At 39.3% G+C, this 17,593-nt stretch carries 19 protein-coding genes and 1 other annotated feature; of the genes, 16 read left to right on the forward strand and 3 right to left on the reverse strand.

What is annotated here, in order from left to right; genetic code table 11:
• Nucleotides 1–6 precede the first annotated feature (6 nt).
• From O1Q81_RS09490 to O1Q81_RS09565, 16 genes are all read left to right on the forward strand, one after another.
• Complete coding sequence (locus O1Q81_RS09490) at nt 7–1,527, forward strand: YfcC family protein (RefSeq protein WP_386697329.1); 1,521 nt, start codon at nt 7–9, stop codon at nt 1,525–1,527.
• A gap of 126 nt (nt 1,528–1,653) precedes the next feature.
• Nucleotides 1,654–2,139: an Lrp/AsnC family transcriptional regulator gene (locus O1Q81_RS09495; protein ID WP_386691040.1), complete on the forward strand. Its 486-nt coding sequence runs from the start codon at nt 1,654–1,656 to the stop codon at nt 2,137–2,139.
• Between the two features lie 98 nt (nt 2,140–2,237).
• Nucleotides 2,238–2,570, forward strand: coding sequence for a type II toxin-antitoxin system RelE/ParE family toxin (locus O1Q81_RS09500; protein WP_386694710.1), 333 nt, complete (start codon nt 2,238–2,240; stop codon nt 2,568–2,570).
• Nucleotides 2,560–2,856: a helix-turn-helix domain-containing protein gene (locus tag O1Q81_RS09505; protein ID WP_386697331.1), complete on the forward strand. Its 297-nt coding sequence runs from the start codon at nt 2,560–2,562 to the stop codon at nt 2,854–2,856. Before O1Q81_RS09500 ends, O1Q81_RS09505 begins: the two co-directional genes overlap by 11 nt.
• 35 nt (nt 2,857–2,891) lie before the next feature.
• Nucleotides 2,892–3,797, forward strand: coding sequence for a recombination-associated protein RdgC (gene rdgC / locus O1Q81_RS09510; RefSeq protein ID WP_386697332.1), 906 nt, complete (start codon nt 2,892–2,894; stop codon nt 3,795–3,797).
• A gap of 57 nt (nt 3,798–3,854) precedes the next feature.
• The gene (locus tag O1Q81_RS09515; protein WP_386687310.1) at nt 3,855–5,111 is read left to right on the forward strand and encodes an aromatic amino acid transporter; all 1,257 of its coding nucleotides are present in this window, start codon (nt 3,855–3,857) and stop codon (nt 5,109–5,111) included.
• 5 nt (nt 5,112–5,116) lie between these two features.
• On the forward strand, nt 5,117–5,893 hold the full coding sequence (locus tag O1Q81_RS09520) for a class I SAM-dependent methyltransferase (RefSeq protein WP_386697334.1): 777 nt from the start codon (nt 5,117–5,119) through the stop codon (nt 5,891–5,893).
• Nucleotides 5,890–6,579: an NAD-dependent epimerase/dehydratase family protein gene (locus tag O1Q81_RS09525; RefSeq protein WP_386697337.1), complete on the forward strand. Its 690-nt coding sequence runs from the start codon at nt 5,890–5,892 to the stop codon at nt 6,577–6,579. The genes O1Q81_RS09520 and O1Q81_RS09525 overlap by 4 nt, the downstream gene beginning before the upstream one ends.
• 114 nt (nt 6,580–6,693) lie before the next feature.
• Nucleotides 6,694–6,830, forward strand: a sequence feature (His leader region).
• Between the two features lie 37 nt (nt 6,831–6,867).
• A complete protein-coding gene (hisG, locus tag O1Q81_RS09530) occupies nt 6,868–7,767 on the forward strand; it encodes an ATP phosphoribosyltransferase (RefSeq protein WP_386697340.1) in 900 nt (299 codons plus the stop codon).
• Between the two features lie 14 nt (nt 7,768–7,781).
• On the forward strand, nt 7,782–9,077 hold the full coding sequence (gene hisD / locus O1Q81_RS09535) for a histidinol dehydrogenase (RefSeq protein WP_386698646.1): 1,296 nt from the start codon (nt 7,782–7,784) through the stop codon (nt 9,075–9,077).
• A 76-nt stretch (nt 9,078–9,153) separates the two neighbouring features.
• Complete coding sequence (gene rhuM, locus O1Q81_RS09540; protein ID WP_386697342.1) at nt 9,154–10,125, forward strand: RhuM family protein; 972 nt, start codon at nt 9,154–9,156, stop codon at nt 10,123–10,125.
• Nucleotides 10,126–10,138: 13 nt separating this feature from the next.
• Nucleotides 10,139–11,191 (forward strand): histidinol-phosphate transaminase, encoded by a 1,053-nt coding sequence (hisC, locus tag O1Q81_RS09545; RefSeq protein ID WP_386697345.1) that lies wholly within the window; start codon nt 10,139–10,141, stop codon nt 11,189–11,191.
• Between the two features lie 168 nt (nt 11,192–11,359).
• On the forward strand, nt 11,360–12,856 hold the full coding sequence (locus O1Q81_RS09550; protein ID WP_386687320.1) for a UbiD family decarboxylase: 1,497 nt from the start codon (nt 11,360–11,362) through the stop codon (nt 12,854–12,856).
• A gap of 73 nt (nt 12,857–12,929) precedes the next feature.
• Nucleotides 12,930–13,517 (forward strand): UbiX family flavin prenyltransferase, encoded by a 588-nt coding sequence (locus O1Q81_RS09555; protein WP_386687322.1) that lies wholly within the window; start codon nt 12,930–12,932, stop codon nt 13,515–13,517.
• Nucleotides 13,518–13,549: 32 nt separating this feature from the next.
• Nucleotides 13,550–14,269 carry a DUF554 domain-containing protein gene (locus O1Q81_RS09560; protein WP_386696187.1) on the forward strand — a complete coding sequence of 240 codons (720 nt, stop codon included), beginning with the start codon at nt 13,550–13,552 and terminating at the stop codon, nt 14,267–14,269.
• A gap of 62 nt (nt 14,270–14,331) precedes the next feature.
• A complete protein-coding gene (locus tag O1Q81_RS09565; RefSeq protein ID WP_386697348.1) occupies nt 14,332–14,769 on the forward strand; it encodes a hypothetical protein in 438 nt (145 codons plus the stop codon).
• On the opposite strand, the gene O1Q81_RS09570 is transcribed toward O1Q81_RS09565, so the two are convergent.
• The 3 genes from O1Q81_RS09570 to O1Q81_RS09580 all read right to left on the reverse strand — a co-directional run bounded on the left by O1Q81_RS09570 (nt 14,766) and on the right by O1Q81_RS09580 (nt 17,587).
• Nucleotides 14,766–15,575, reverse strand: coding sequence for a LysR substrate-binding domain-containing protein (locus O1Q81_RS09570; RefSeq protein ID WP_386687326.1), 810 nt, complete (start codon nt 15,573–15,575; stop codon nt 14,766–14,768). The genes O1Q81_RS09565 and O1Q81_RS09570 overlap by 4 nt on opposite strands.
• 85 nt (nt 15,576–15,660) lie before the next feature.
• Entirely contained in the window at nt 15,661–16,071 is a 411-nt protein-coding gene (mutT, locus tag O1Q81_RS09575; RefSeq protein WP_386687328.1) for an 8-oxo-dGTP diphosphatase MutT, read from the reverse strand.
• Nucleotides 16,064–17,587, reverse strand: a complete 1,524-nt coding sequence (locus O1Q81_RS09580; RefSeq protein WP_386697351.1) for a glycosyltransferase family 9 protein — start codon at nt 17,585–17,587, stop codon at nt 16,064–16,066. The genes mutT and O1Q81_RS09580 overlap by 8 nt, the downstream gene beginning before the upstream one ends.
• Between the last annotated feature and the right edge of the window lie 6 nt (nt 17,588–17,593).

A 17,593-nucleotide genomic window follows, 5' to 3' on the forward strand; every position in this document is an offset into this window, starting at 1 on the left:
TTTATTATGAGTAGTACAAAAAAATTTAAATTTCCCACCGCATTTACCATACTTTTTATCATATTAATTATTGCCGTGGGACTCACTTGGATTGTTCCCGCAGGTTCATATTCAAAACTAACCTACAATAGTACAACGCAACAATTTGTGGTGAAATCGCATCAACAAGAAGATCAATTTTTACCAGCTACACAAGAATCGCTTGAGCAACTTAATGTAAAAATTAAACTAAATAATTTCCTTGAAGGCAAAATTAGAAAACCCATTGCTATTCCAGGTACATACAGACAGGTTGAACAACAACCCAAAACGTTAAAAGATATTACTCTCAGTATGGTCAATGGGACGATTGAAGCCGCAGATGTGATGGTTTTTATCTTCGTACTGGGTGGTATGATTGGTGTAATCAATCGCACAGGTTCTTTCAATGCAGGTTTGACTGCGTTGGCTAAACGAACCAAAGGCAATGAATTTTTGATTGTATTCAGTGTTTCCGTACTCATGCTTATCGGCGGCACAACCTGCGGTATTGAGGAAGAAGCGGTGGCATTCTATCCGATTCTCGTCCCTGTATTTATTGCATTGGGCTATGATGCAATCGTCTGTGTAGGTGCAATATTCTTGGCTTCATCAATGGGAACTGCATTTTCTACCATTAATCCGTTCTCTGTGGTCATTGCCTCCAATGCGGCGGGCATTCAATTTACTGAAGGTATCAGTTTCCGCATACTGGGTCTGATTTTAGGCGGTATTTCGGTGATTACTTATCTTTATTGGTACAGTAAAAAAGTCAAAGCGGATCCAACTTTTTCCTATTGCTATGAAGAACGGGAAGAATTTGAACAGCATTATTTAAGTTTTCATCAAGGCGATAACAATGAACTTGAATTCAACACGAAACGCAAAATTATTCTGACACTATTCTGCCTTGCCTTTATTATTATGGTATGGGGAGTGATGTTTGGTGGCTGGTGGTTCCCACAAATGGCATCATCTTTCTTGGCAATCACGATTATCATCATGTTCCTGTCCCGTTTGTCAGAAGATGAAGTGCTTAATGCGTTTACGACTGGTGCAGCGGATTTAGTGGCAGTATCCTTGATTATCGGCTTGGCTCGCGGGGTAAATTTAGTGCTTGACGAGGGCATGATTTCAGATACGATTTTGAACTACGCTTCTAACCTTGTAGCAGGTATGCCACCGACAATATTTATCTTGGCACAATTAGTGGTATTTATCTTCTTAGGTTTGTTTGTACCATCTTCTTCAGGTCTGGCTGTATTATCTATGCCGATTATGGCTCCGCTTGCCGATGCTGTCGGTATCCCACGCGATATAGTGGTATCCGCTTACAACTGGGGACAATACGCCATGCTCTTCTTAGCACCTACAGGATTGGTCTTGGTTACATTACAAATGCTGCATATTCCATTCAATAAATGGGTCAAATTTGTCATGCCGATGATTGGAATGTTATTGCTGATAGGTTCTATTTTATTAGTGGTTCAAGTTTCATTATATGCTTGACCTAACGCACAATGATAAAGCAGTTACCTTATCTAAGTAACTGCTTTTACTTAATTTATTTTTATTTACAAAAAATAAGGCGACTTGTATCATGACCTAGGTCACAAATAGATAAGGAAAATTAAAATGCCAACCAAAATTCTTGATAATACTGATTTACGCATTTTAAGAGCGCTGCAACAAAATGGAAAACAACAAAATAACGAACTTGCTGAAACCGTTGGTCTATCTAGTTCTGCTTGTTTACGGCGGGTAAATTTACTTGAACAAAGTGGTGTCATTGATAAATATGTGTGCCTACTTAACCCGAAAAAACTAAACCTTAATGTGACTATCTATATTCTAGGTTCATTCATTGAAGAAGATCTTAAATTAAAAGAACGCTTTATCTTTGAAATGCGGTTAATTCCACAAATTACCGAATGTCATTTTATGGCAGGCGATTATGATTTTATTTTAAAAATCCAAACCCATGATTTAGATGAATTTTATAGTTTACAAAAACAATATCTAACCACGTCATTAGGTATTAAAAATCTAAAAACAGAAATTATTCTACAAACTGTAAAAAATACGACTGAATTACCCCTTTCACCTTATTATCAAAAATAGCAAGAATTGGGATAATAACTCGTCTTGTATAATCACTCTTGATTATAGCAAAAAATATGTTACCATAATCACCAAAGATTAGATTACACAAGCCAATTATGTTTACCCTACACCTTATCAAACAAGCTCAAAAAGAAATTCTCAAAATGCCAGCCACATTAAGAGAATCGACTTTTGAATCCCTTAAACAGCTTGAACTACAAGGCAATCAACTAAAAGAGCCGAATGTCAGGGATATGGGCGATGGATTAAAAGAATTGCGAGCATCTTCAAAAGAAGGGATTTCACGCAGTTTTTTCTTTTTTCATATTGGCAAACAAATCTATGTCGTCCACGCATTACATAAGAAAACACAAAAAACACCTAAGCAAGATTTAGATCTTGCCAAGCAACGAATGAAAGCCATTAAGGAGCAACTCCATGCAAAATGAAACCTATGAATTTGTCACCCTTGCGGACTTTGAAAAAGAATTAATGCAAGATCCTGAATTTGCCGAATTACGCCAAGCACGTGAAGTGCAACAAAAAATGATTGCAGAATTAAGACAATACCGCTTAACTCAACATCTTTCACAAGGTGAAATTGCTAAACGTACTGGTATCAAAGCTCAAAATATCAGCCGTCTTGAACGTGGTCTGGTGCGTCCAACCTTGGAAACGATCACACGTTATGCCCACGCTTTAGGTGGTTCTATTGTATTCCAACCTAATACATAAAATTATTTCATAAATTTATCTTTTAAGGACATTCTATGTGGTTCAAAAACGCCATTATTTATCGTTTAACCAAAAATCTTGATTGGTCGGATAGCCTATTACAAAACTGCCTTTCACAAAACGAATATCATCCCTGTAATCAGTCAGACACCAGTAAATTCGGCTGGGCAAAGCCCTTACGTAATGCTGATTTACTCTATTTTTCCAACGGTAAACAGCTTCTATTAGTAGCCCATAAAGAAGATAAAATTTTGCCGAATCATGTGATTAAACAAGAGTTAGACGAACGCATTCGCCAGTTGGAAGAAAAAGAAAATCGCAAACTGAAAAAGACGGAAAAACAGGCATTGAAAGATGATGTGGTGGCGATGTTGTTGCCCCGAGCTTTTAGTAAACATCAGCAAACGGCGATTTGGATTAACACCGAAACCAATTTAATTTATGTTAATGCAGCCTCTTATAAACGAGCCGAAGATGTGTTGGCATTGTTGCGTAAATCGTTAGGATCGTTACCTGTGGTGCCGTTAGCTTTTGCCAATGAACCCTCTATCGTGATGACCGATTGGTTGGTGAAACAAAAAATACCGTCATTTTTCACAGCACTTGAAGAAGGAGAATTAAAAGCCTCAGATAATCAAGGCATTATTCGTTATAAAAATCAATCGCTGGAAAGTGAAGAAATGCTCTCTCATTTGCAAAGTGGCAAATTTGTCACCAAATTATTGCTAGACTGGGAAGATCATTTGAGCTTTGTATTAAACGATGACGGCACGCTTAAACGCTTAAAATTCGCCGATAATATTCGTGAGAAAAATGATGATATTCTGCAAGAAGATGTCGCTCAACGCTTTGATGCAGATTTTATTTTGATGACTGGTGAATTAGCAAAATTAACCGAACATTTACTAGATGAATTTGGTGGCGAAAAACAACGGTTGTAATTATTTTATTGTACTACTATAATAGTGCAATTTTAAAATAACCCTAGGAATTATCTCATGACAACACAAAAACAACCGTCTTTACTCGGCGGTATTATGATTATTGCGGGTGGTACCATCGGGGCAGGAATGCTCGCCAACCCGATTTCCACTGCTGGTGTTTGGTTTACTGGCTCATTGCTGATTTTGCTTTATACTTGGTTTTGTATGACTTCATCAGGTTTAATGTTATTAGAAGCCAATTTACACTACCCGACTGGATCGAGTTTTAATACCATTGTCAAAGACTTACTCGGCAATGGTTGGAACGTCCTCAATGGCTTATCCCTTGCCTTTGTAATGTACATTTTAACCTATGCCTACATTACCTCAGGCGGTGGTATTACCGAAGGCTTTATTAATCAGCTGTTAAGCAACGAACAAAGTGCGGTGGAAATTGGACGAACTTCGGGATCGTTAATCTTTGCTGTGGTATTAGCTTTGTTCGTCTGGTTCTCCACCAAAGCCGTGGATCGCTTTAGTACGGTATTAATCGCAGGTATGGCGATTGCGTTTTTCCTGTCTGTCGCCAGTTTAATTTCCTCCGCCAAACCTGAAATTCTATTGGATCAACTTGCCCCAGCGGATACTGCTTATTTACCTTACGCTATGGTGGCGTTGCCTGTGTGTTTAGTGTCCTTTGGCTTTCATCAAAATGTACCTAGCCTTGTGAAATACTATGATCGCAACGCAGCTAAAGTGGTAAAATCCGTAGTGTTAGGCACCGCAACGGCGTTAGTGATTTATGTGTTGTGGCAATATGCGGTGCAAGGCAATTTACCTCGCAGTGAATTTGCCCCTGTGATTGCAAAAGGTGGCGACATTGCGGCATTACTTGATGCGTTACATCAATATATGCAAACCGATTACATTGCTCTCGCTCTGCGTTTCTTCGCTTATATGGCGATTGCCAGCTCTTTCTTAGGGGTGACGCTCGGTTTATTTGACTATATCGCTGACTTGTTTAAATTTGACGACAGCGGATTAGGGCGTGCCAAAACGGCATTAGTAGTGTTCCTACCGCCATTATTATTAAGCCTCCAATTCCCTTATGGCTTTGTGATCGCTATCGGTTATGCTGGTTTAGCCGCCACCGTATGGGCAGGGATTGTGCCAGCCTTATTAGCGAAAGCCAGCCGTGAACGATTTGGTCAAAGTAAATACACCGCATTCGGTGGTAACTTTATGATTTACTTTATTTTCCTATTTGCGATTTTAAATATCGTGGCTCAACTCGGTATGCAATTTGGCTGGATTGCAGATTTTAAAGGCTAATTTTAATGCACATTTCAGTTTACGATAAAGAAAACTTTTTTGAGTTTTATCAAAAACTTCGTGCCAATCCAATCAGTTTAAACAACATTGTGGAGAAACCCACAATGTTGTCTTTATTGCCTGATTTAACAGGCAAAAAACTGCTGGATCTCGGTTGTGGTACAGGCGAACACTTGGCATTGTATTTAGCACAAAAAGCCGATTTTGTGGTTGGCATAGATCTGTCTTTGGCAATGTTACAACAGGCAGAAAAAAATCTTGCCGATTTTACACCGCACTTTTCTGAACCCCATTTTGCTAAGTCACGCTTTGCCTTGCATCAACTTTCCATGGAAAACTTAGCCGACCTTAAAGAAACCGATTTTGATGTGATTACCAGTTCCTTTGCCTTTCATTACGTGCAAGATTTTCGCCAACTATTAAGCCAGATTTATCGCAAATTAAAGCCCAATGGTCGGCTTATTTTTTCCCAAGAACACCCTATCGTCACCGCTTACCAAGGCGGTGAACGCTGGGAGAAAAATGAACAAAAAGAACAGGTTGCCTATCGTTTAAATTATTATCGAGATGAGGGTGAGCGAGATCGAAGCTGGTTTCAACAACCCTTTAAAACCTATCATAGAACCACCGCAACCATTATCAATGGGCTTATCGAAACAGGCTTTCAAATTGAACAAATGGCAGAACCTATGTTAGCAGATCAAGCCGAATGGCAAGCAGAATTTAAGGATTTACAACACCGTCCTGTGTTATTGTTCATTAAGGCGAGAAAAATAGCATGATTGTAGGTCAAGGCATGATGGCAAAGGCATTTTCTGGCTATGCAGAAGATCCTAAGCATATTATTTTTGCCAGTGGCGTATCAAACTCACAAGAAAAAGACCGCACTTTATTTGCCAGAGAAAGCCAATTACTTGAGCAAACGATTTTACACCATCCCGACCAAAAATTAGTTTATTTTAGCACTTGTAGTCTCTACGATCCGTCCCTACAAAATTCACCTTATGTGCAACATAAACAGAATATGGAACAGCAAGTACAACGATTAACCCAGCAATACTTAATTGTGCGTTTACCACAAGTCGTGGGTAATGCCACTAGCCCAACTATCGTGAATTTCCTCTATCAAGCCATTATTCATCAGCAACCTTTTACCCTATGGCAAGAAAGTTATCGGAATTTAATTGATATTGATGACGTGGTCACGATTTTAAACGAAATCCTAGCCAATCCTTTGTTTACCAATCAGATCATTAATGTTGCTACGGATAAGATGATCAATGTGCAAAATATTGTCATGATGTTAGAAAATATCACAAAAATCACCGCACTTTATCAATCTATTCCGAAAGGATCTTATTATTCCATTGATATTGCCCCTATTCGCTCAATTTTGGCGAAATTACACCTCAATTTTGCACAAGATTACGTTCAAAAAACCCTTGAAAAATATTATTCCCCCAAATAAAAGAAAAAATAAACAAAAAAACGCTTGCAAGATAAAGTAGATTTCAGTATTTTAAAAGGCAAGCAAAAATCCACTTTAGGAAAATACAATGAATTTCAACCGCACTTTTACGTTTCATCATCACCATCACCGAACCTAATCTTTCGGGCGGATGGTGCTACTCGGAAGATAAAACTTCCGAAGTGGCAAAATAAGTGTGGCGAATCAGCAATATAAACCTTTCGGAAGTCAAATTTCGAAAGGTTTTTTTATACGTTTAATAGGGTCTGTTGACCTAAGGAAATAACAATGTCAAATAGCAAAAGATTACGCATTGCATTACAAAAAAAAGGGCGTTTAAGCAAAGAATGTAACGAGTTGCTTAAACAATGTGGGGTAAAAATCAACTGGAACGAACAGCGTTTAATTGCTTATTCGGAAAATATGCCGATTGATATTTTACGCGTGCGTGATGACGATATTCCGGGTTTAGTATTTGACGGCGTGGTAGATCTCGGTATTATCGGCGAAAATGTGTTGGAAGAAGAAGAACTGGGTCGTCAAAATGCAGGGGAAACGGTGGAATATAAAAAACTGCGTACCTTGGATTTTGGTGGCTGCCGTTTATCTATTGCAGTGGATCGTGACGAGCAATATAACGGCGTGCAGGATTTGCACAATAAACGTATTGCTACTTCGTACCCCAATTTACTTAAACGCTATATGGCTGCCAAAGGTGTATCCTATAAAAACTGTTTTTTAAATGGTTCAGTGGAAGTCGCCCCGACTGCCAATTTAGCCAATGCCATTTGTGATTTGGTGTCATCAGGGGCAACCTTGGAAGCCAATGGTTTAAAAGAAGTGGAAGTTATTTATAAATCAAAGGCTTGCCTAATTCAACGTGCCGAACCTTTATCTGATGAAAAACAAGCACTGGTGGAAAAATTATTAACCCGTATTCAAGGGGTGCAACAGGCGGCGGAAAGCAAATATATTATGTTGCACGCCCCGAAAAATAAATTGGAAGAAATCACCGCACTTTTACCTGGTGTGGAAAATCCGACCATTCTGCCATTGGCTCACGATGACAGCAAAGTTGCCATGCACGTGGTCAGTCAGGAAAATTTATTTTGGGAAACCATGGAACAGCTGAAAGAAATTGGTGCTAGCTCAGTGTTAGTGTTACCGATTGAAAAAATGTTGGCATAGGAAGAAACATCATGATGCAAACCTTAATTTGGAAAAATTTATCCGAAAATGAGAAAAAACAGGCTCTCACTCGTCCAGCGATCAGTTCATCTGCCAATATTCAACAGGCAGTTAATGAGATTCGTGAAAATGTGTTAGCCAATGGCGATAAGGCATTATTTGAGTTAAGCGAGAAATTTGATAAGGTCAAATTAGACAGTTTAACCGTTTCCAAACAGCAAATTGAGCAAGCCACCGCTCGTTTGCCCGATGAGCTAAAACAAGCGATTCAAAACGCCAAAGCCAATATTGAAAAATTCCATCAAGCACAAATTCCACAGCCCGTGGACATTGAAACGCAGGCAGGCGTGCGTTGTCAGGTCGTAACACGCCCGATTAATCGGGTTGGATTGTATATCCCTGGGGGGTCTGCTCCGTTATTTTCCACCGTGTTAATGCTGGCTATTCCTGCTAAAATCGCAGGCTGTAAAAAAATCGTGCTGTGTTCGCCACCGCCGATTGCCGATGCGATTTTATATGCGGCGGATCTTTGCGGAGTGGAAACGATTTATGCGGTGGGGGGCGCACAAGCCATTGTGGCGATGGCATTTGGCACGGAAACAGTCGCCAAAGTGGATAAGATTTTCGGACCTGGTAACAGTTTCGTTACTGAAGCCAAACGCCAAGTGAGCCAAACTGTCAACGGGGCTGCCATTGATATGCAAGCAGGACCATCGGAAGTGTTGGTGTTAGCCGATGAAAATGCTGATCCTGAATTTGTGGCAAGCGATTTACTTTCTCAGGCAGAACATGGTGCGGACAGCCAAGTAATTTTAGTCACAAACAGCGAAACACTGGCAGAATATACGCTACTCGCCATTGAGCGTCAATTAAACCAGTTACCGAGAGCCGACACCGCCCGTAAAGCGTTAAGCCATAGTCGTACCTTTATTGCGGAAAACATTACTCAATCCATTGAAATCAGTAATGATTATGCTCCCGAGCATTTAGTGGTGCAAGTGGAAAATGCCCGTGATTTGCTCCCTCAATTAGACAATGCAGGATCGATTTTCTTAGGCGCTTATTCTCCCGAAAGCATGGGCGACTACGCCAGTGGCACCAACCATGTTTTACCGACCTATGGCTATACCAAAACCACATCAAGTTTGGGGCTGGCAGATTTTAGCAAACGTATGACTGTACAAGAACTCACCCCGCAAGGCTTTAAAGATCTCGCTTATACAGTAGAACTCATGGCACAAGCAGAGCAGCTGGAAGCTCATAAACAGGCGGTGAGCATAAGGTTGGCAAAATTGAAAAAACAAAAATAAATTTTACATATACAGTATTTTTCAGTTTATTTATATGATATAAATACAGTATCTATAAGTTTAACAAGGAAAAATTATGCAAAACCCGATTGAAATATACCAAACCAAAGACGGACAAACTCAAGTTGAAGTGCGGTTTGAACAAGATACGGTGTGGTTATCGCAAGCACAGATGGTGCAATTATTTGGACGAGATGTATCTGTTATTTCTCGTCATATTCGCAATGCAATGGAAGAGGGTGAAATTAATGAAAAAAGCAATTTGCAAAAAATGCAAATTGCTTTTGCAGACCGCCCAGTCACCTTTTATGATTTAGAAACCATTATTTCAGTCGGTTACCGAATTAAATCACAACAAGGCGTAGCTTTCCGTCGCTGGGCAACCCAACGCCTAAAAGACTATCTCGTCAAAGGCTATGCGATTAACCAAAAACGCTTACAGCAAAATGCTAATGAGCTAGAACAAGCCATCGCCCTGATTCAAAAAACGGCTCAGTCGAGTGAATTAACCTTAGAAAGTGGGCGTGGATTAGTGGATATTGTCAGCCGTTATGCACAAACGTTTTTATGGTTGCAACAATATGACGAGGGTTTGCTGATTGAACCAAAAACCCAACAAGGTGGCACGTTACCTACGCTTGAACAAGCTCGTTTAGGTTTGGCAGAATTTAAGCAACAACTTATGGCTCGGGGCGAAGCATCGGATTTATTCGGTCGTGAGCGTGAAGACGGTTTATCTGCCATTTTAGGCAACTTGGAACAAACCGTTTTCGGCGAACCCGCTTATCCGAGTATTGAAGCCAAAGCGGCACATTTGCTGTATTTTATTGTAAAAAATCACCCATTTTCAGACGGTAACAAACGCAGTGGGGCATTTTTATTTGTGGATTTTTTACATCGTAACGGACGTTTATATGATGAACTGGGACAACCCGTGATCAATCAAACAGGATTAGCCGCCTTGACCTTGTTAGTGGCAGAATCTGATCCGAAACAAAAAGAAACACTAATCCGCTTAATTATGCACATGCTGAAAAAAGAAAATTAAACAGGAACAAACAATGACAATTTCACCACTTTCCCGAAAAAATGTACAGGCACTTACGCCATATCAATCCGCTCGCCGTTTAGGTGGCAAGGGCGATGTATGGCTGAATGCCAATGAATATCCTACTTCACCAAATTTTGATTTATGGCACCGCACTTTTAACCGCTATCCCGAACCACAACCAGAAGCCGTGATTAATGGTTATGCGAATTATGCTGGTGTGAAACCTGAAAATGTGATTGTCACCCGTGGCGGTGATGAAAGTATTGAGCTGATTATTCGGGCATTTTGTGAACCAGACGACCATGTTTTATATTGCCCACCGACCTATGGCATGTATTCTGTGAGTGCAGAAACTTGTGGCATTGCGTTAAAAACTGTTCCTTTAACCGCCGATTTTCAACTGAATTTAGCCGAAATTGAGCGAAATCTTGATAGGGTAAAAGTCGTGTTTGTATGTAGTCCGAACAACCCGACAGGTACATTAGTTAACCGTGTGGATTTACTCAAATTGCTCGACATCACCAGAAATAAAGCCATTGTGGTGGTGGATGAAGCCTATATTGAGTTTTGTCCACAAGCCAGCCTTGTGAATGAATTAGCCAATTATCCGCATTTAGCCATTATCCGCACGCTCTCCAAAGCCTTTGCGTTGGCAGGATTACGTTGTGGTTTTACCCTTGCCAATGCGGAATTAATCGGTATATTGCAAAAAGTGATCGCCCCCTATCCATTGCCTGTGCCAGTATCGGATATTGCTGCTCAAGCCTTGCAACCACAAGGTATTACACAAATGCAAGAACGGGTTAATGATGTGCTAAACAATCGTGCGTGGTTAATTGAACAATTAAGCAAAATCCCAACAGTGGTACAAATTTTTGAAACAGAAGCAAATTATGTATTAGTGAAATTCCAAGACGGTGAAAAAGTATTTAGATCATTATGGGAACAAGGCATTATTTTACGTGATCAACATAAAGCATTGGGATTGCAGAATTGTATTCGGATTACTATTGGAACAAGAGAAGAACTCGAAAAAACCATTGCCACAATCCAATTAGCCTAGGGTCTGTAGTATTTTTAAGCAATAACATTGGAAAATATGAAATGTCCACATACCCTAAGCATAATAGCGATTTCTTTTGGTATAGAGCGAATACCTAAACGGTATTAGTCAAATAAGATTCAGCCATTTATACTCATTATATATTAATTGACATAAGTGAGGATAATTATGGCTGAACAAACCACAAAACCAGCAGTGTATGATTTACGCTCTGCTTTAGCATTATTAGAAACTCTCCCGAATGAATTAGTCTCAACTGATGTTGAAGTTGATCCTATTGCTGAACTTTCTGGTGTTTATCGTTATGTGGGAGCTGGTGGCACAACACCACGTCCGACAAAAACTAATGGACCTGCAATGGTATTTAATAAAGTAAAAGGCTATCCGAATATACGTGTTGCCATTGGCTTAAACGGTTCTCGTAAACGTATCGGATATTTTTTAGGTTGTCCGCCTGAACGTTTAGGCTTTCTATTGAGAGAATCCGTTAAACACGCTATTCCACCAGTAACTTTAAACTCAAATGTAAAACCTGCCTGTCAAGAGGTGGTGCATTTAGCTAGCGATCCTGATTTTGATTTACGTACGCTTTTGCCAGCACCGACCAATACCATTGAAGATGCAGGTCCTTATTTTACCATGGGTTTATGCTATGCTTCTGATCCTGATACAGGCGAATCCGATATTACTATTCACCGTTTATGTGTGCAAAGTAAAGATGAATTATCGATGTGGTTAACGCCAGGTCGCCATATTGATGCGTTCCGTCAAAAAGCGGAAGCTGCGGGCAAACCATTACCTATTTCTATTAGTATTGGGGTAGATCCTGCGATTGAAGTGGCAGCTTGCTTTGAACCGCCAACAACACCTTTAGGCTATGATGAATTAGCGATTGCAGGTGGATTACGTGGTAAAGCAGTTGAAATGACAAAATGTATCTCCATTAATGAACGTGCTATTGCTCATGCGGAAGTAGTGATTGAAGGTGAATTATTACCAGATATACGAGTGCGTGAAGACCAAAACAGCAATACAGGTAAAGCGATGCCCGAATTCCCAGGTTATACGGGGGATGCAAAACCTGCCTTACCGATTATTAAAGTGAAAGCAGTCACCACTCGGCATAATCCAATTTTACGTACTACAGTGGGACCAGGTCAAGAACACGTTAATATGGCGGGTATTCCAACCGAAGCCTCTATTTTAGATATGGTAGAACGTGCGATGCCAGGTCGTTTGCTTAATGTATTCGCTCACACTTCAGGTGGCGGTAAATTGTTAGCAGTCATGCAATTCAAAAAATCAGCCGCCGTGGACGAAGGTCGTCAACGTCAGGCTGGTTTGTTGGCTTTTTCTGCATTTCCTGAATTAAAACACGTTATCGTCGTTGATGAGGATGTCGATATTTTTGACACTGATGATGTGTTATGGGCAATGCAAACCCGTTATCAAGGGGATATTGATACCGTCACCATTTCAGGTGTCCGCTGTCACCCATTAGATCCGTCACAATCACCAGATTATAGCTATAAATTGTTCCAAGCTGGAACATCGTGCAAAACTATTTTTGACTGTACGGTACCATTCCACTTAAAAGACCATTTCCAACGCTGTAAATTTAAAGAAGTGGATGTGAAACGCTTTTTACCTGATTTTGAAAGCTAAATAATTAACAGCCTAATTTTCATCAATAGGATCGGAAATTAGGCTATTTTTAATTTTACCAAAGGGAAAAACAATGAATAAACGCCGTATTGTGATTGGAATTAGTGGGGCAAGTGGCTTTCAATATGGTTATTGTGCTTTGCAAATGTTACAAAAAATCGAAGATATTGAAACGCACTTGGTGATTTCCAAAGGGGCAGAAATGACTCGCCGTCTTGAAACTGATTATTCAGCGGAGGAAATCAGTGCATTAGCGGATGTGGTACATCCCATTCAAAATCTGGGAGCAAGTATTTCCAGTGGATCTTTTAAAACCATCGGAATGTTGGTTGTTCCTTGTTCTATGCGTTCACTTGCAGCGATTGCTCATGGTATGAGCGATAACCTATTGACCAGAGCAGCAGATGTCACCTTAAAAGATCGCCGTCGTTTAGTGTTAATGGCTCGAGAAACACCGTTAAATCTCGCCCATATTGATAATATGCGTAAAGTTACGGAAATGGGTGCTATTGTTTTCCCCCCTGTGCCAGCGTTTTATAACAAACCACAATCGGTTGATGATATTTTAAAACATAGCGTTGCCCGAGCATTGGATTTATTCGATATACATATTTCGATGCCACGCTGGGGTGAACAAGGTAAAAGTGAAATGGATGAATAATCAATTAAATTCTTAAGGAGTATCTTATGACAATGCCAATTGGTCCATTTGTGAATGGCTCTGCCGTCTTGTTAGGCGGTTTACTCGGAGCTTTTATGGGGGTGAAATTACCTGAACGTGTACGAGCCAGTTTAAATCCATTATTTGGTTTAACTTCTGCTGGTTTGGGTATCATGGCAATCCCTGGCGTAAAATACTATGCTGCGGTAGTTCTTGCTTCCGTGCTTGGTTTAGCCATCGGTGAATGGTTATACCTAGAAAAAGGCATTAACAAAGGGGCTGGTAAATTACGTGGTGTGGTAGATAAAATCTTTCCGCCCGTACAAGGTTTAAGCCCCGATGAATTTGTAGAAAAATTTGTGGCTATTTTGGTCTTGTTCTGTGCTAGTGGGACGGGGGTATTTGGTTCAATGAATGAGGGTATGACAGGCGATCCATCCATTTTATACATCAAAACCATTTTAGACTTCTTTACTGCGGGCATTTTTGCGATTACGCTAGGCTATGCCGTTTCAACTATCGCTATACCGCAATTAGCCATTCAGTTGACATTATTCTTCTTGGCAACATTAATCGTACCGTTAACAACACCAGAAATGCGTGCTGACTTTGCTGCTTGTGGCGGATTAATTATGTTAGCAACGGGTTTCCGTATTATGGGAATAAAATCTTTCCCTGTAGCAAATATGTTACCAGGGTTAATTTTAGTTATGCCAATATCTCATTTATGGGCAACATATATTGCAAATTAAATTGAATGAAAGCCACTATTGATTAATATAATAATCGTGGCTTTTTTCTTTACTAAGGATTTATGATGACTCAGATTCCGCAATCTATCGTTGATTTTCTGCAAACGCATCATGTTGTTAGTTTAACTACAATGTTCAATAATGAGTTGTGGGCGGCAAGCTGTTTTTATGTTTTTGATGAAAAAAACACCGCACTTTGGGTTATGACCAGCCAACAAACTAAACACGGTAGAATGATGTTACAACAAGCCAAGATTGTGGGTACTATCGCAGGGCAGCCCGAAACCATACGAGAAATCCAAGGTATTCAATTTACCGCACATGCTAGGCTAATTGATGATCCTAATGAGTATAAAATAGCTCTTGCTCATTATGCCGAAAAACATACTATGGCAAAATTATTACATACCGATATTTGGCATATCACATTTGATGAACTAAAATTTACCAGTAATAAATTGCTTTTTGCTCAAAAAACTTACTGGAAAAGAACAGATTAAGGTTGATAACCATCGGCAAGAATTTCAGCTAATATAGGTGGCATTGGCGTGGTCGATAATCTCACTACACAAGGAAAGAAAAGCTGTGGATCTGGGGTCACGGGTAAAATATGACAATTCGATAATTTTAGGTTTTTCACTTCTGAAATGGGTAGTAAAGCGGCTGCTCTTATTCCTGACTCAATCCAATCTATGGTTACACTTGGTTGTGAAACTTGCATTAATACTTTGGGTTCAATACCGTTCTTACGCAACTTATCTAACAACACAGCCACAGTACCTCGACCACCACTACGTTTAAGCAAAATCAACGGCAATTTAGATAAATCCGCTAAATGTAGCTGATCAGCTGGAGAAACTAAATCATTATGTACAACCGCGGCTAATGCAGTGCTAGGACAGGCAATATAATCATATCCTTGCATATTTTCAGGTTTTTGCATTAACGCAATATCAATAATTCTCTGCTGTAACAAATATTCCAAATGATCAGAATCCGACAACATGACATCAATTTTCAGATCGGGGGATCGTGCTTGCCATTGCAAAATTAATGGCGTGAAATACTTCTGAAATAAATGGGTCAAGCCAATTTGTAAACATTGTCTATTTTGCTGAGATAAATACAAAATATTTTGCTCCACTTGGGTAAAGTGAGTAAGCAATTCCACTGCTTGTTTATATAAAAACAAACCTGTTTCTGTAGGGCGTAATTTACCATTTTGGCGTATAAATAATTGAATACCTATTTCTTCTTCTAATTCTTGCAAACGTTTCGATAACGGTGGCTGAGAAATATGTAACATCTCCGAAGCTTTGGTGATACTGCCACATTCCAAAATAGTACAAAAATATTTTAATCGTTTAATGTCCATAGAAGATCAAAGCATTTTAATTTACTGATTCACTTTCCGCTTTTAAACGAGCAATCAGCTTTGCATTCGCTGGTGGAAATAATCCCGCATCAAGATCATTTTGTGCAAGCCAAAACCCCTCTTGTCCTTCACGTCCAAAAGGCTCACCTACCCACTCTTCCACTAAGTAGAAATAGAAGCTAATAATCTTAGTCGGATACTCAAATAAAAATTGCTCAAAAAGCACCGCACTTAGCACATGCAAACCGATTTCTTCTTCAATTTCACGTTTCAAGGCTTGCTCTGGTGTTTCGCCTTGATCGACTTTGCCCCCTGGAAACTCAAGAGATTGAGCAAAATCTTGCCCCTCAAGTCGTTGTGTTAGATAAATTTGTCCAAATTCATTACGAATAATACCTGCTGCAACCTGCACTAATGGTTTAGGCATAATTAGATTCCTGTATTTTGGCGGATAACTGTTGATAAACTTGCTCAAGCACAGAGTCCCATTGTAAATCCATGCGTTGACGAAATAAGCGTACACTTCGATACCAAGGGCTATCTTCTCGATCAATAAGCCAACGAAAATCAGGATGATAAGTTAATAAAATCCAAGTTGGCTTTCCCATTGCTCCAGCTAAATGAGCTACTGCGGTATCAACACTGATAATTAAATCTAGCTGACTAACCAAACCAGCCGTATCTGAAAAACTATCTAAATGCTTATGCCATAGATAAAGATTATCAATTTTTAAGGCTAATTCAAAATCTTGTTGGTTAATTTCTTTTTGTAAACAATGAAATTGAGCATTTAACTCGAATAAAGGCATAAGTTGGCTTAAAGCTAAACTCCGAAAACGATTACGCTCGTGTCCTGCCGAGCCAGACCACACAATGCCAATTTTCAATATATTAGTTGCTGGTAATTTCTGCTGCCACCTAGCAGTTGCATCATCTTCTGCCTGCAAATAAGCGGTGGTACAAGGAATAGTATCCAGCTCAGTAGCAAAATAATAAGGCAAACTCATCATTGGTACATAATAACTTAATCCATTGATAGTTTGTCCATTATTTGAAGTGGTAATACCATAACGAGCCAAATTGGTATTAATTAATTTCTCAACAGGAAGATGATTAACCACAACGATATTTAATCCTTTCTGTTTGGCTAAAATAGCATAACGTACAAATTGGATATTATCGCCTAACCCTTGTTCGGCATAAATCAATAATTTAGCTTGTCCAATATTTTCACCTTGCCAGCGAGTTAAATTCCAATCAGGCTGCTTAAAGGTATCAATATCTACTTTCCAACGCCATTCATAGGCTTGCCAACCTTCTTTATAATGTCCCAATATGTTGAGAATAAAGGCTTTGTTACACCACGCAAGAGCAAAATCAGGCTTTAAAGCTAAACTTTTTTCGGCATCTCTTAAAGCTAAATCATATAGACCAAGATTTTTTAATTGTTCGGAACGTTGGTGATAGGCTTCTGGGATATTTGGATAAGATAAAATAAAACGATCATAATTGCTGACGACTTCCACCATTTCAATTAAACTTTCAGCACATTTTTGCATTAAACGAATGTAAGAATATTGATAATCAGGATTATGTTTTCGTTGGACTTCATCTTGCAAATCAAATGCCTTTTTATAACAACAAAAGGATTGTTTATGTTGCCCTGTTTTTTCAAAATATTTTCCTTTGAGATAAAATAGCTCTGGTGTTGGCGTATATTTTTCCGCATTTTGCAAAACCACATACATTTGCTCAATATTATCATTCGCACAATAGAATTTTGCTAACAAAATCCATAACAAGGCTTGCTGATTATCGCTTAATGTTTCATTTCGCAAAGGGAAATCGCACAAGAATTGTAATAATTCTTGTGCTTGTTGAAGTGCATTTGCTTGCAGATATTGCTCAATCAGAGCAACATTCTGCTCAAAAGTTGTGGTCATTTTATA

Origin of the sequence: Lonepinella sp. MS14436 (assembly GCF_042470565.1) — a bacterium.
Taxonomy (GTDB): domain Bacteria; phylum Pseudomonadota; class Gammaproteobacteria; order Enterobacterales; family Pasteurellaceae; genus Lonepinella.